Origin of the sequence: Rhizobium sp. R86522 (assembly GCF_042466255.1) — a bacterium.
In the GTDB taxonomy this organism is placed as follows: domain Bacteria; phylum Pseudomonadota; class Alphaproteobacteria; order Rhizobiales; family Rhizobiaceae; genus Allorhizobium.
This window is the reverse complement of sequence record NZ_JAXHBX010000001.1, coordinates 20,068-33,331: the sequence shown is the minus strand read 5'-3', so window position 1 is coordinate 33,331 and position 13,264 is coordinate 20,068. Positions and strand designations below refer to the sequence as shown.

The following is a 13,264-nucleotide window of genomic DNA, read 5'->3' as shown; positions in this document are numbered from 1 at the left end:
CGGAACCCTTTCATCCGTGAGAGCAGCAAAGAGGCTGTGTTCAGTTGGTCTTGCCTTCGCAGGCCTCGTCTTCGGGAAGAATGGCGATGTCCATGTATTTCTTGCGGATGGCCGTGTAGGTGCAGTCTGCCATGATCGCCTTGATGGCGGTGTCCATGCGGGCCACCAGAGCTTCCTCGCCCTTTCGGGCCACCCAGGACAGGCCGCGTTCATCTTCAGGCACAGAGGCCTCGCCGATCCAGTATTCTTCGCCAACGATCTCGAAGGCCTTGCCCTCCGGCTTGCCAAGAAAATCGACAACGACGTTCAGCTTGGCCTCGAAGGACATGTTGATGCGGCCTGCGACCATATCGAGATGAATCTGGTCGGGATTGTCATAAAGGACATATTCGACGGCATCGCCGAACAGATCCTGCGCCACCTTGATGTGCGCGCCGCCCCGTTGCAGCCCCATTTTCAGGCCCTTGTCGGTGAGCCCTTCCTTGGTCATCGTGTAGTTACCGTTCGCGGGAAGAACAAACACCATCGGATTGGCGACGATCCGGGTGCTGAACAACATCTTCTCCTTGCGCTCGGCCGTCGGCGTGACTTGCGACACGAGAATGTCGAACTTGCCCTGCAGCAGTGACGGGATCAGCGCCTTGAAATCCATGACGATGATTTCGCATTCGACGTCCATGCGCTTGCACATCTCACGCGCCAGATCGGCTTCGATGCCGGTCAGGTTTCCAGCGGCGTCGACCATGCTGAACGGGGGATAAACCCCCTCGTTCCCGAGCTTGAGGGTTTCAGCCGCGGCTGGCAGATGGCCCAGAAGAACGGCCATCATGCCCGCTACGACACCCATTCGGCGGCGCACCTTAGCCTGTCGCCGAGCACCGACCCGGTTGGAGGAAGAAAACCTGCTGATGCCTTGTATTGAGAGCATGCCCATGGACTTCATTCCTATTGGTTGGAGACAGGAGAAAAGCGGAGGTGAGCGCCTGTTGCACCGCCCTATTCGGACGCTGCTGCACAGGCCTCCTCGCCGGCCAGGATCGTGATGTCGAGATATTCCTTGCGGATCTTGGTGTAGGTGCAGTCCTCGATGATCGATTTCAGGGCAACGTTCATGCGCTCGGCAATCGCCTCGTCACCCTTGCGCACGGCCCAGCTATAGCCGCGCTCGTTCGCCGGGATCGCCGGATCGCCGAGCCAGTGGTCGCCGCCAGCAAGCATGTAGTCCTTGCCTTCAGGCTTGTTGATCAGTTCGAGCGTCCAGTTGATCTTGGAATCGAAGACGAGGTCAACGCGACCGGCAAGCAGATCGAGTTGCATCTGGTCGGGGTTGTCGTAGAGGACAGGCGTGAACAGGCCTGAGAAGTTCTTTTCGACGTAAGGGATCGAGGATGCGCCCCGCTGAAGGCCAAGCTTCAGCGATTTGCCGGCAAGTCCTTCCGGGGTGAAGGTGAGATTGCTGTCCTTGCGCACGACGAAGGTCGCCGGATTATAGACGATCGGCAGTGCGTATGTGAGCTTTTCCAAGCGCTCGGGGGTCGGCGAAAGCTGGCTTGCGAGGATGTTGAATTTGCCTTGCAGAATGGATGGGATCAGCGCCTTGAAATCCATGACGACAAAATCGCACTCGACATTCATTCGCTTGCACATCTCGCGTGCGAGTGCCGGTTCGAATCCGGTGAGTGAACCGTCGGACGCAACGATGCTGAAGGGCGGATAGACGCCCTCGTTGCCAAGGAGAAGTTTTTCCGCCGAAGCCGGGCGCGCCGTGAGTGTCAATGCTCCCAAGAGCATGGAAGCGACAGTCAATACGGTTTTCGAATGCATGGACATGAGAGAACTCCCTGGAAATGAAGATGGGGAAGGCGATGTCGGATCGAGCCGTGTCTGCGGATGCTAAAAGTCCAGAAGATTGTCGCGTAGCTGCTCATGCGCGTAGGCTTTTCGTGTCAGTCCGCGATGCTGCAAGACCGGGACGAGGCCGTCGGTGATCGAGGCGATCGTGCGCCGGTTGACATTCGGTTGTTCGATGAGAAAACCGTCACCTCCGACCTCCTGCATGACCTCTGCCATCTGGCTAGCAATGCTGTCGGGCGTGCCGACCATGTCGACGCAATAGCCGCTGGTGGTATGCTCGATGATTGCCTCACGCAGGGTCTTGCCGGATGAGCGCGCAAGGAACTGGGCCAGACTGGACTGATGGCCATTGGTGGTAAGTTCGCCGATCGGGGCGTCGAGATCGCAGCCAGAAAGGTCAAGATTGGTGCTCCAGCCGAATCGCGCCAGACGCTGGTCGATGTATTTCTCGGATGCGGCCTTGCGCTCGGCTATACGTTCAGCGGCTTCCGTCATCGTCTCTGTCACAATCGGCTGGACGAGGAAGAGAACCTTACATTTGTCCGGGTCGCGCCCGATGGCTGCCATCTCGGTGCGGACGTCATTGCGATACTGCTTCATCGCTTCCACGCCCTTCGGCGCCGCGACAATGGTGTCGGCATAGCGCGCGGCAAATCCCTTGCCGCTCTTCGAGCCGCCGGCCTGGGCGATGACAGGTTGGCCCTGGGGGAGAGGGCCGGAATTCAGTGGACCGCGCGAGGCGTAGTATTTGCCCTTGTAATCGATCGTATGGACCTTGTTATGATCGATGAGCACCCCAGTGTCGCGATCACCGACGATCGCCCCCGGCTCCCAGGACCCCCAGAGTCCCTGACAGATCTGCATGTATTCTTCGGCCATGACATAGCGCTCATCATGGTCTGCGAGCTTGTCCATTCCGAAGTTCTGAGCAGACAGATCCGAGCTGCCGGTCACCACATTCCAGCCGCCACGTCCAAGCGAGATCTGGTCGAGCGTGCCGACGATCCGAGAGGTGAGATAGGGGTGGTAGGCAAAGGTCGACAAAGTCGGAACAATGCCAAGCCGTGTGGTCGCAGCCGCCATCAGGGTTGCAACGACAGAGGGTTCCTGACGTGGGACGCTGATGCCATTGGTGAGAAATATTTCGCGGGAGTCCTGCCAATTTTGTCCAACATAGATCGAGTCTTCAATGAGGATATAGTCAAAGCAAGCGCGCTCCATCGCACGAGCGAGATCCAGATAGGCGCCAGGATGCATCCATTCTCTGGCAATATTTCCGGACCATTTATCGCCCCAGCCACCAATGCTTGAGCCCTGCAGAAACCATCCAAGATGAAACATATTCGTTGGCATGAAACGCGCGCTCCTTCGCAGCCGCTACCTACCTCCCTTGAGGATGTTGCTTTGCTGCATCGCAGTATGAGGACCGTAGCGACGTTTCCTGCTGATAAACATGGTGAAAACTGAAAATGAACTCCGGCTGAACCGAAGCTTTTGGCGCATCTTATTGCATCGCGATGATGTTTTTTTAATCAACGAACAGCACGCAGATAGAGTGTCATTGCTAGAATCTGCATAGTCACATCATGCAGGATTGCATCGTCCCTTTCAGAACGTCCGCAAGTAGAAACCAAATAGATCGATAGTGCTGCTGATGCCGCAGTAAGTTCTGCAACCGACGTCGTTCACGGCAGTTTGCCCGCAGCATGACTTTGACACAGAAAGTCTGTCAGGCGCCCTTCCAGCCAATCAATCTGGCCGGCGTAGGCCCTCGATCGTCTTGCCGCGGAAAAAAAGGAGGGGTTCGCCATCGGCGCGGGAGGAGGCCGCGACCACCCTTCCTATAACGATGGACACGTTGCCGTGCTCAACAACGGTCTCCACGAGACAATCGAAGACGCCAAGAGCCCGACAATAGGCTGGGGCGCCGGTTGCAAGCGTCGCCCATTCGTCGTCGACGAAACGGTCGGCATTCTGCAGTCCGGACTTACCTCCGAACGCGGTCGCGACATGAGCAGCGGCTGCATCGAGAAAGTTGACTGCAAAGTGTCTCTGAGACAGGACGCCTGCAAGCGCGCTGGTTTTGCGATCAATGGAGACCATCATGGTTGCGGGGTCGGCCGCCACGTGTGTCGCAGACAGGCCGAGAAATCCGACAGGTCCCTCGTCGCTCCTGGCTGTGACGATCGTCATTCCGGTGGCACGTGTGCCAAGGGTGCGCCAGAAAGTGCCTTGATCAATCGTCGGCAGCTCGGGGGTTGCTGGTGGAATGGCGCCGATCTCTATCATCACGAAGTCTCCGATGGTTTGTGGACGGTCATAGCCAGAATTCGGACGCCCGAGCCGGTCGGTCATCTGTTGCCTGTGTTTGATTGATCCCCGCAATCAGGCCATAGGAGGCCATGCGAACAGAGAGCTCATATGCCGGCGCGAGGATCACCATCTCGTCTGTTTCGTAACCGGTCTTGAGCCCCGCAATTCTGGCGAAAACCTCGTCGGGGGTACCGAACACCGCCGTTTTGCGCAGACGCTGGATCGTGTCCTGATCAAGGCCGACAGCCGCTGCGATTGCGTGTTCGGGCTGCTGCAACGGCACCATGCGTCCGGCATCTCTCGAGAGACGCCAGGGGACATACGAGAGGAAAAGGCGCTCGGCCTCGGCACTGGTTGGCGCTGCCATAGCAATGAGGCACATGCCGACAAGGGGTTCTGTCAGGGTCGGCGAGGCGCGAAAGCCTGCGCGATACGCGCCGATTGCCTGGGAGGCTTCGCTGTCGCTGCCAAAAAAATGCGCTTGGCAGAAGGGCAGCCCGAGATGGCCTGCGAGACGTGCGGAGTATTTGCCTGACCCGAGGATCCAGGGCTGAGGTGCCGTTGGCCCTCGGGGTTGTGCGAAAACTCCGGCGAAGACATGGTCATCACCGAGTGGCTCACCGCGAACCAAGGCAAGTGTGTCCTCGACATTGGCGGGAAAGCTGTCCATCGCAGACATGGAGACGGGATTATCCAGAGCATCGGGTCTCAAGGCATAGGCGGTCTGACGATCGGCACCGGGACCGCGACCAAGCCCGAGATCGATCCGCCCAGGTGCGAGCGCTTCTAGCACACGGAATTGTTCGGCAACCTTCAAGGGTGCATAATGCGGGAGTATAACTCCAGCACTACCGATCCTCATCGTGCGCGTCGCCATGGCAAGTGCACCCAAAAGGACTTCGGGCGCGGATCCGGCCATGGCCGCATTGCCGTGATGCTCCGAAACCCAATAGCGGTGATAGCCGAAACCTTCGCAGGCGCGGGCAAGCGTGACGCTGTCACGAATTGCCTGCGCCGGCACATGTCCGGCGGAGACCAGCGATTGATCTAGGACGGAAAGTGGAATCCTCCTGGTGGAGGTGCCAGCGATGTCAACGCATTGCAGCATGACAGGTGGCCGCGCCTGCATCTGGGAAGGGATGATCGCCGATGGCGAAGCGGTGGGCGATGAGATCGGCAATGGTTCCGACCTTCATTCCATGACGCCTGGCAAAGGTCATCAGGTCCGGTAGGCGCGCCATGGTCCCGTCCTCGTTCATGACCTCGCAGATGACGCCGGACGGCGGCAGTCCGGCGAGACGGGCCACATCCACCGCCGCTTCGGTGTGACCCGGTCTCGTGATCGTCCCTCCATCGCGGGCAACAATCGGAAAGACATGGCCTGGCATCACCAAATCTGACGGCCCAGCCTCGGGATCGATCGCGACTGCGATGGTGTGTGCTCTGTCATGTGATGAAATCCCTGTAGTCACACCCTGACGGGCTTCGATAGAAACGGTGAATGCAGTCTTCAACGGTGCGGTAGTAACAGGAGCCATAGGTGGCAATGCCAGTGCTTCTGCGCGTTCCCGCGTGATGGCGAGGCAGATCAGGCCGCAGGCGTTCCGCGCCATGAAGTTGATGACATCGGCGTCGGCGAAACATGCGGGGATGATAATGTCACCTTCGTTTTCTCTATCCTCGTCATCGACGAGAATGAACATCCGCCCCTGCCGCGCCTCCTCTATGATCTCCGCAGCACTCGCGACTGTCCCATCCGGTCGCGTCTTCGTCCTCTGGAATTCCGGGGTCATGATGTTCACTGCTGTCTCCTATCGTTCGCCATGCCATTTGCTTGAAGCTACGCCGGACCACATTCAGGCGACGGCGTGGAATTTCCGATCGAAATAGATGAGAGCCCCACTTTCCACAGTGTCCTGGCCGGCCACGGCCAGAACCTCGCAAAAGAAGACATCATGCGTGCCGATTGTACTGACGCTGGTCACGCGACAATCGAAATTGACGATGGCACCGGTCAATACAGGCGCGCCGGTGACGAGCTGGGTCCAGTCTCCGCCGGCGAAACGCTGTGCCATATCCTTGTTGCCGCCCGATCCTGCAAAGGTCATCGCCAGTTCCTCCTGCGGTCCGGCGACCGTGTTGACGCAAAGGACGCCCGATACAGCAATCGTCCCGTGTGCCTGGACGGTGCGCTTGATGCAAACAAGCAGTGTCGGCGGGCTGTCCGTCACGCTCGACACCGCCGAGGCGGTAAAGCCACACCAACCGTTCTCGCCTGTGCTGGTGATGATGTTCACTGCCGCCGCGAGCTTGGCCATTGCGTTCCGGTAGTCCTGAGCTTCGACGGGAAGCCGCAATGTCAAAGCAACATCTGGTTCTGTCGTCGGGGGGATGATCTCATTGATTGCTTGTGTCATCGGGGACCTCTTTTCGGATGTTGGCACCTGATCGTGGCCTCAGAAGGTGATCAGAATTCTCGCAGCGTTTCGCGCAGGGTTGACTTGGTGTATTCGGTCCGGGTTAGACCCCGGCGCTGCAGCGCTGGTACGAGGCCCTCGCAGATTTCGAGGATGTATTGGCGGCTGATCGTCGTCGTGAAGGGGCGCGTGATGAGGAAGCCGTCGCCTCCCACCTCCTCCATGATCTCCCCGAGACGGTCGGCAACCTGATCGGGCGTACCGACGAGTCCGTCGATTCCGCGCGATACCTGCTCCATGCAGATCTGGCGCAAAGTCTTGCCGCTGCCCCATTGCGCAAAGGCATCGAGTGACCCCTGTTCGCCATTGGTGGTCAGGTGCGGCAGTTCAGCGTCGAGATCGAACTGCGAGAAGTCGATATCGGTGATCGAGCTAATCGAGGCGAGGACTTTCTCGATGTAATCGGGATGCGCCGATATCCGCTCAAACTTTGCATGCGCTTCGGCTTCTGTTTCTCCAAGCACGGGAGCAATGACGAACAGGACCTTGATCTCATCCGGATCGCGTCCGCCGGCTTGTGCCCTTGCTCGGACATCGTCCCGATAAGCCTTGATGCCATCCACACCTGAAGAGGGCGCAATGATGCTGTCGGCGGTCATGGCCGCAAACTGGCGACCGCGCGGCGAGCCCCCCGCCTGTACGAAGGTCGGACGCCCCTGCGGGCCAGGCACGCAGTTCAACGGCCCGCGGCACTTGTAATACTTGCCGACAAATTCAATCGGCCGCACCTTGCTGAAGTCGGCATAGGTTCCGGTCTCACGATCGAGCACGACGGCATCCTGGTCCCAGCTGCCCCAGAGCTGCTTGCAGAGTTCGACATATTCGTCCGCCATGTCATAGCGGTCCTGACGGGGCGGCAATTCATCCATGCCGAAGTTCTGGGCGGCGAGATTCTCGCCGCTGGTCACGATATTCCAACCAAAACGTCCGCCGGAAATGCTGTCGAGTGTCGAACACAGGCGAGCGAGCATGAAAGGTGGATAGGCCATGGTCGACATGGTCGCGACGACGCCGAGATGCTTCGTGTTGGCGCCGATCAAGGCAGCCATCGGTGCGGGATCCGCCTTCGGGCCCATGATCGCATGCTTCAGATAGACCTCGGTGCTGTGGCCATAGGCTTCCGAAATCATCAGGGTGTCTTCGAGCATGATATAGTCAAAACACGCGCGCTCCATGGCCTTTGCCATGTCGATGTAGAAATTGCCGTCCCATGGCCGCCCGCCGGCGCCAAAGGGATGGTTCCACTCGCTGACGGCGAAGTTCATGAACCAACCGAGGTGAAAGCGCTTTGGCATGTCTGATGTCCTCTTGTCTGATGCAGATCGGTCATTCACTCCCGGCGCGGGTTCCTAGAACTCGCGAAGGGTCTCGCGCAGCGTCGGCTTTGTGTATGCCGTGCGGGTCAGGCCACGGCGCTGCAGGGCCGGCACGAGGCCTTCACAAATCTCGGTGACATACTGGCGGCTGACTTTCTGGAAGGGCGAACTGATCAGGAAACCATCACCGCCGACGGCCTCCATCACCTCGCCCAGCCGTTTGGCCACCTGGTCGGGCGTGCCCACGACGCCGTCGAGACCGCGCGTCGCCCTATCGCTGATCAGCTGCCGCAGCGTTTTGCCGCGGCCCCATTGCGCAAAGGCGTCGAGTGAGCCCTGCTCGCCATTGGTGGTCAGCCGGGGCAGTTCCTCGTCAAGCTCGAATTGCGAAAAGTCGATATCGGTGACCGAGCTGATGGAGGCCAGCGTCTTCACCTGATATTCGGGCGAACTGACATAGTCGTCGAGCTTGGCCTTGGCAGCGGCTTCGGTCTCCGCCAAGACGGGGGTGACGATGAAGAACACCTTCACCTCGTCCGGATCACGCCCGCCGGCTGCCGCACGAGCGCGAATATCATCGCGATATTCCTTCATCGCTTCGATCCCGGATGCGGCTGCAATAATGCTGTCGGCGGTCATCGCCGCGAACTGGCGACCACGTGGCGATCCCCCTGCCTGCACGAAGGTCGGACGACCCTGCGGGCCGGGCACGCAATTCAGCGGCCCGCGGCATTTATAGTATTTGCCAACGAAATTGATGGGTCTGACCTTGCGGAAGTCGGCATAGGTGCCGGTCTCACGGTCGAGCACGACGGCATCCTGGTCCCAGCTGCCCCACAGCTGCTTGCAGAGTTCGACATATTCATCCGCCATGTCATAGCGGTCCTGGCGGGGGGGCAGTTCGTCCATGCCGAAGTTCTGGGCGGCGAGATTTTCGCCGCTGGTCACGATATTCCACCCGAACCGCCCGCCGGAGATGCTGTCGACCGTCGCACAGAGGCGGGCGAGCATGAAGGGCGGATAGGCCATGGTCGACATTGTAGCGACAACGCCGAGATTGCTTGTCTTGCTGGCGATCAGTGCCGCAAGCGGCATGGGATCACTCTTCGGCCCCATCAGAGCATGCTTGAGGTAGACCTCCATGCTGTGGCCATAGGCCTCCGAAATCATCAATGTGTCTTCAAGCATGATATAGTCGAAACAGGCACGCTCCATGGCCTTCGCCATGTCGACATAGAAGTTTCCGTCCCAGGGTTTCCCACCGGCAGAGAAGGGAGCATTCCAGTCATCCACGGAGAAATTCATGAACCAGGCGAGGTGAAAGCTCTTGGGCATTTTACGCTGTGTCCTTGCATCCATCGTACCTGCCGCAGCCGTAGAACGGCCCGCAGGTAAAGGGGGGTGAAGGAACGTTAATCGCAGTGCAGCATGAGTGACCATCGGCAAAGCTCGATGCTTTGATTGGTCAGGATGGATGCTTTTCGAACAGGCCGTTTCCCTGCAATCATAGTATCTTGCTTGTGTCGGGAGGGACTCCCCTAGAACATCTGCAACTTTACGTCTTAGTGAAAAAGCTGCGCAAGCTGTCATTCCGCGCCCAGAAAGTGTTGCGGCGCACCATTCGGGTCAAGCCATGCCATTTACATGAGCAGTTCGCGCATGTCCGGCAACGGCTCGTTGGCGTTGCCCCTGAGTGCGACGGATTCCAAGCCCTTGAAAAGTTGACTTTTATCAAAGATCGCAAATGCGTTTCTTGTGTTGGCACAATCTTTGCTGAGGAACTTAATAGGGCGGCTCAAACAGTCAGAACTGGTTTACAATGTCCAATTTGTCCCAGATCTATGATGTAGACCTCAAGTTGCTGCGATGCTTCTGCACGATCGTCGAGGAGGGTAGTTTTACGGCTGCCCAGTCGGTATTGAACCTCTCGCAATCCATGCTGAGCGAATATCTGAAATCGCTGGAAATTCGCCTCGGCGTTCGGCTCTGCCAGCGCGGCCCGAAAGGCTTCAAGCTCTATCATGAGGGCGAGGTCGTCTATCAGGCGGCAAAGGAGTTGTTCGCCTCGGTGGAGAACTTCAAGCAGCGGGCGTCCAATCTCAATGACAGTGCCGGACATGAACTGATCATCGGAGTCCAGGACCACATCGTCGACAATCCGCGTTCGCGTATTGCGGAAGCCATCAGCCGGCTGGCCGAGTACTACCCCAATGCGCGCTTCAAGCTGGAAGTCATGCTGGGATTTCAGATGACAGGTCATGTGGCCGACGGCCTCATTCACGTCGGCATCGGCCTGACCGACGACCACTTCAGCCAACTGACATTCGAACCGTTGTTTCCGGAAACGGCGGCGATCTATTGCGGCCGGGCGCATCCGCTGTTCCACATTCGCGATTCCGACATCACGCTGCAGCAGATCGAAAGTGCTGTCTATGCCAATCGCGGCCATCTCGAACACTTCCATCCCGAACGGATCCGGAATGCAGCAACCCGTGGAGATATTGGATACGGCGCACATGCGCATATGACGCTGATCCTGTCGGGCCGCAATATCGGCTATCTGCCCGACCACGTTGCTCAACCGCATGTCGAAACGGGCCGGCTGCGGGTGCTGCGCCAGGATCTCACCCGACGGGTGCATGCCATCGCGGCGGTGACGGGGCCAAGTTCCAGCGAATTCAAGCTTGCGCGCCGGTTCGTCGATTGTCTCATCGACACCCATATGGAAAGCATTCCGATGACCAGCAAGCTGGCTATGGTCGCGTCCTGACAAGCGTCCTGTTCCTACGGGCCTGATCGGTTCAACGCGTTCGCTCGATCTGCGTTTTCGGGCCGCGAATTTCGTCGAACCGTGTAGATCGTTGAGCCCATGACGATCACCGCACCCAGCATGGTCGACATCTCGGGTATTTCGCTGAAGACCAAAAAGCCGAGGATGATAGCAATCAGGAGCCGGGTGAATTCCAGAGGCGCCAGCGCTGAAGCCTCCGCCACCCGGAATGCAAGTGTGAAGAGATACTGTCCCAGCGTCCCGACTATGCCGATCACAGCCAAGAGGACCCATTCTTCCCTGGTTGGCCACTGCCACCACAGAAAGGTCGGCACCGCATAGGCCGCGCAGAGCACGAAAGACTGGTAGAGCATGACGGTTTCCGTCGACTCGGTGCGTGCCATCAACCGGATCGATACGGTGACGCCGCACAAAAGCAGCGCGCTCAAGACTGCGACCAGACTATAGACGTCGACGGTCCCGCCAGACGGTCTCAGCATAATAAGGACACCGGCGAAGCCGACCATCGTTGCCAGCCACCGTCGCCAGCCCACCTTCTCCTTGAGAATAACGACGGCGGCAATGGTCATGAAAATGACCTGACTGAAGCCGAGCGCCGTCATGTCTGCGAGTGGCAGATACAGAAGCGCCAGAAAATAGGTGTACTGCGAGCCAAGGCAGACGAGCCCTCGTACGATGTGTCTTCCCAGGTATTGGGTGCTGAGCGCGCGCGAGAGATCGCCGAGCAACAGCGGCAGAAGTATCATGGTCAGGATCACCTGCCGGATCAGCAATATCTGTGGAAGCGGCAACCCGTCACCAATTTTCTTGATGGCCACCATCATGATGCAAAACATCACGACCGACAGTATGAAGAGAATTGAGCCGCGCATGTTGTCAGGCACGGCGATCCATTTCTGCCTACCCTGGCTGTGCAGCACAGCGAGACGGTTGATCGGCCTATACAACGGAAGCGCAAAGCGCGGGATAGCCGCAACCGGCTCGTGTCCGGTGACGATCGGCATTGCCGCAGCCGTCACGCTGGCAAGATCCGACGCATCAAGGGACGGCAATTGTCCCGGACCGCTGCACGCTTCACTGTGATGCAGCGAGGTTCTCCCAGAGCCCAGTTCCTGTTTGCTCATATTGGATCCTGCCGTGTGACCTTGGCATAGCGCTGTATGAGAACCAGTCCAATAAACCCCTGCAGAGTCGCAAGCCCCAGCCAGACCTCTTCAATACCGAACCCGACGAGTAGGTGATAAGCAGCGCCGACAGGGAGCCCAATTCCCCAATAGGCGATGATCACGACCAACATCGCATAGCGGTTATCTCCAAGCCCCCGCAGCACGCCCATCCCGGTACCGTAAACGCCGTCGGCGAAGATGAAGAGACTGGCAAAGAGCACCAGTGACTGCGACGCTGCCAGCGTTGCGGCATTGCCCGGATCATTGATGTCAATGAACAGGCCGATAAAGACGTTCGGGAAGGCGAGGACGACCAGAGCCGCAGCGGCCATCGAGACAGTGCCCATGGTGACGCCGACGAAGCCGGCCACCCGCGCGTCCTGGAAGGCCAGTGCACCTCGCCGATAGCTGATCCGCAATGCTGCGGCGTCACCAAATGAAACCGCCAGCGAATAGGCGATTGTGCCGAAATTCAACGCGATCTGGTGTGCGGCAAGCGCAGCAGCTCCGAACTGGCCAACCACGACTGTCGCGATAAGGAAGAAGATCCCGTCGACGCCCTGCAAAGTCCCGATCGGCAGGCCAGCCCGGATAAGCTCCCGCAATAGCGACAGTCGGATCCGTGTGAAGGGAATGAGAGAACGACTGCGCCCGCAATGAACGGCGGCCAGCATGACCAGCGCCGTCAGCCACGTCACGCCGACCAGAGCGACGGGAATTCCGATTGCACCCATTGGCGGCAGACCAGAAAAGCCAAAAACGAGACCAAACCCCGCGACGACATAGAGCACGAGGGAGAGAGGCGTGAGCGCATACAGGATCCACGTCATGCCTAGCGCTGGAAGCATGGTGCGCATCAACCCGAGACGCAGAAGATTTGCCGGTTCGCCCCAACGCAAGACGTGAAGTATCCTTTCGGCTTCGGCCACGACCTCTGGAGGTTGGCCGAGCACGGCAAGCAGGCCGGGCGCTACGGTCATCCACGCGAAGGACAGGACCGACAGTGCCAGCGCCAGATAGAGACCGTTCCAGTAGAAACCGGAAACGCGCTTGGCGTCCCGTCCGCCATTGGCGCCGGAGGCGGCGACGCCGGCGACAAGAAGGATTCCCGCCAGAATATTCGTGCTGACAGCCACACGGATCGCTAGACCTGCCGCGGCGAGGGAGGCACTGCCCAGCCAGCCGAAGAGAAGCAAAGTCGTCGTCGTCATGGCGAAGTTCGAGAGATGGCCCATCAGGATCGGACCCGCTAGCCGCGTCGTCTGGCCAAAATGCGTGGCGACGCTTTCAGCGCAGGGATTTCTGTCGAACACGGCGCCCCGTCCACCCACTTGGGAAATGGCGCCG

At 58.8% G+C, this 13,264-nt stretch carries 12 protein-coding genes; 1 reads left to right on the top strand and 11 read right to left on the bottom strand.

All coding sequences use genetic code 11. From position 1 onward, the window contains the following. Positions 1 to 40: 40 nt before the first annotated feature. The 9 genes from SJY08_RS00130 to SJY08_RS00090 all read right to left on the bottom strand — a co-directional run bounded on the left by SJY08_RS00130 (position 41) and on the right by SJY08_RS00090 (position 9,295). On the bottom strand, positions 41 to 847 hold the full coding sequence (locus tag SJY08_RS00130; protein ID WP_153763010.1) for a transporter substrate-binding domain-containing protein: 807 nt from the start codon (positions 845 to 847) through the stop codon (positions 41 to 43). A gap of 149 nt (positions 848 to 996) precedes the next feature. Then, a complete protein-coding gene (locus tag SJY08_RS00125; RefSeq protein ID WP_377274011.1) occupies positions 997 to 1,830 on the bottom strand; it encodes a transporter substrate-binding domain-containing protein in 834 nt (277 codons plus the stop codon). A 63-nt stretch (positions 1,831 to 1,893) separates the two neighbouring features. After that, a complete protein-coding gene (locus tag SJY08_RS00120) occupies positions 1,894 to 3,207 on the bottom strand; it encodes an NtaA/DmoA family FMN-dependent monooxygenase (RefSeq protein ID WP_153763011.1) in 1,314 nt (437 codons plus the stop codon). Between the two features lie 396 nt (positions 3,208 to 3,603). Then, positions 3,604 to 4,143: a flavin reductase family protein gene (locus tag SJY08_RS00115; RefSeq protein WP_069044026.1), complete on the bottom strand. Its 540-nt coding sequence runs from the start codon at positions 4,141 to 4,143 to the stop codon at positions 3,604 to 3,606. 28 nt (positions 4,144 to 4,171) lie between these two features. Further along, positions 4,172 to 5,275, bottom strand: coding sequence for an LLM class flavin-dependent oxidoreductase (locus SJY08_RS00110; protein WP_377274007.1), 1,104 nt, complete (start codon positions 5,273 to 5,275; stop codon positions 4,172 to 4,174). After that, positions 5,259 to 5,960: a 3,4-dihydroxy-2-butanone-4-phosphate synthase gene (ribB, locus tag SJY08_RS00105; protein ID WP_083229752.1), complete on the bottom strand. Its 702-nt coding sequence runs from the start codon at positions 5,958 to 5,960 to the stop codon at positions 5,259 to 5,261. Before ribB ends, SJY08_RS00110 begins: the two co-directional genes overlap by 17 nt. A gap of 63 nt (positions 5,961 to 6,023) precedes the next feature. Beyond that, positions 6,024 to 6,584 (bottom strand): flavin reductase, encoded by a 561-nt coding sequence (locus SJY08_RS00100; RefSeq protein WP_377274005.1) that lies wholly within the window; start codon positions 6,582 to 6,584, stop codon positions 6,024 to 6,026. Positions 6,585 to 6,634: 50 nt separating this feature from the next. After that, positions 6,635 to 7,939 (bottom strand): NtaA/DmoA family FMN-dependent monooxygenase, encoded by a 1,305-nt coding sequence (locus tag SJY08_RS00095; RefSeq protein ID WP_054147627.1) that lies wholly within the window; start codon positions 7,937 to 7,939, stop codon positions 6,635 to 6,637. A 54-nt stretch (positions 7,940 to 7,993) separates the two neighbouring features. Further along, positions 7,994 to 9,295 carry an NtaA/DmoA family FMN-dependent monooxygenase gene (locus tag SJY08_RS00090; RefSeq protein WP_054147626.1) on the bottom strand — a complete coding sequence of 434 codons (1,302 nt, stop codon included), beginning with the start codon at positions 9,293 to 9,295 and terminating at the stop codon, positions 7,994 to 7,996. Between the two features lie 484 nt (positions 9,296 to 9,779). Between SJY08_RS00090 and SJY08_RS00085 the strand changes: the two genes are divergently transcribed. Beyond that, on the top strand, positions 9,780 to 10,730 hold the full coding sequence (locus tag SJY08_RS00085; protein WP_054147625.1) for a LysR family transcriptional regulator: 951 nt from the start codon (positions 9,780 to 9,782) through the stop codon (positions 10,728 to 10,730). A 14-nt stretch (positions 10,731 to 10,744) separates the two neighbouring features. Here the strand turns inward: SJY08_RS00085 and SJY08_RS00080 are convergent, their stop codons facing one another. Both SJY08_RS00080 and SJY08_RS00075 read right to left on the bottom strand, forming a co-directional pair. After that, positions 10,745 to 11,875, bottom strand: a complete 1,131-nt coding sequence (locus SJY08_RS00080) for a DMT family transporter (RefSeq protein ID WP_069043093.1) — start codon at positions 11,873 to 11,875, stop codon at positions 10,745 to 10,747. Beyond that, complete coding sequence (locus tag SJY08_RS00075) at positions 11,872 to 13,230, bottom strand: MATE family efflux transporter (protein ID WP_171901590.1); 1,359 nt, start codon at positions 13,228 to 13,230, stop codon at positions 11,872 to 11,874. The genes SJY08_RS00080 and SJY08_RS00075 overlap by 4 nt, the downstream gene beginning before the upstream one ends. Between the last annotated feature and the right edge of the window lie 34 nt (positions 13,231 to 13,264).

Excerpts from the sequence above, each read along its gene's own strand:
- SJY08_RS00130 (WP_153763010.1), bottom strand. The coding sequence starts at position 847 with ATGGGTGTCGTAGCGGGCATGATGGCCGTTCTTCTGGGCCATCTGCCA.
- SJY08_RS00125 (WP_377274011.1), bottom strand. The coding sequence starts at position 1,830 with ATGTCCATGCATTCGAAAACCGTATTGACTGTCGCTTCCATGCTCTTG.
- SJY08_RS00120 (WP_153763011.1), bottom strand. The coding sequence starts at position 3,207 with ATGCCAACGAATATGTTTCATCTTGGATGGTTTCTGCAGGGCTCAAGC.
- SJY08_RS00115 (WP_069044026.1), bottom strand. The coding sequence starts at position 4,143 with ATGATAGAGATCGGCGCCATTCCACCAGCAACCCCCGAGCTGCCGACG.
- SJY08_RS00110 (WP_377274007.1), bottom strand. The coding sequence starts at position 5,275 with ATGCTGCAATGCGTTGACATCGCTGGCACCTCCACCAGGAGGATTCCA.
- ribB (WP_083229752.1), bottom strand. The coding sequence starts at position 5,960 with ATGACCCCGGAATTCCAGAGGACGAAGACGCGACCGGATGGGACAGTC.
- SJY08_RS00100 (WP_377274005.1), bottom strand. The coding sequence starts at position 6,584 with ATGACACAAGCAATCAATGAGATCATCCCCCCGACGACAGAACCAGAT.
- SJY08_RS00095 (WP_054147627.1), bottom strand. The coding sequence starts at position 7,939 with ATGCCAAAGCGCTTTCACCTCGGTTGGTTCATGAACTTCGCCGTCAGC.
- SJY08_RS00090 (WP_054147626.1), bottom strand. The coding sequence starts at position 9,295 with ATGCCCAAGAGCTTTCACCTCGCCTGGTTCATGAATTTCTCCGTGGAT.
- SJY08_RS00085 (WP_054147625.1), top strand. The coding sequence starts at position 9,780 with ATGTCCAATTTGTCCCAGATCTATGATGTAGACCTCAAGTTGCTGCGA.
- SJY08_RS00080 (WP_069043093.1), bottom strand. The coding sequence starts at position 11,875 with ATGAGCAAACAGGAACTGGGCTCTGGGAGAACCTCGCTGCATCACAGT.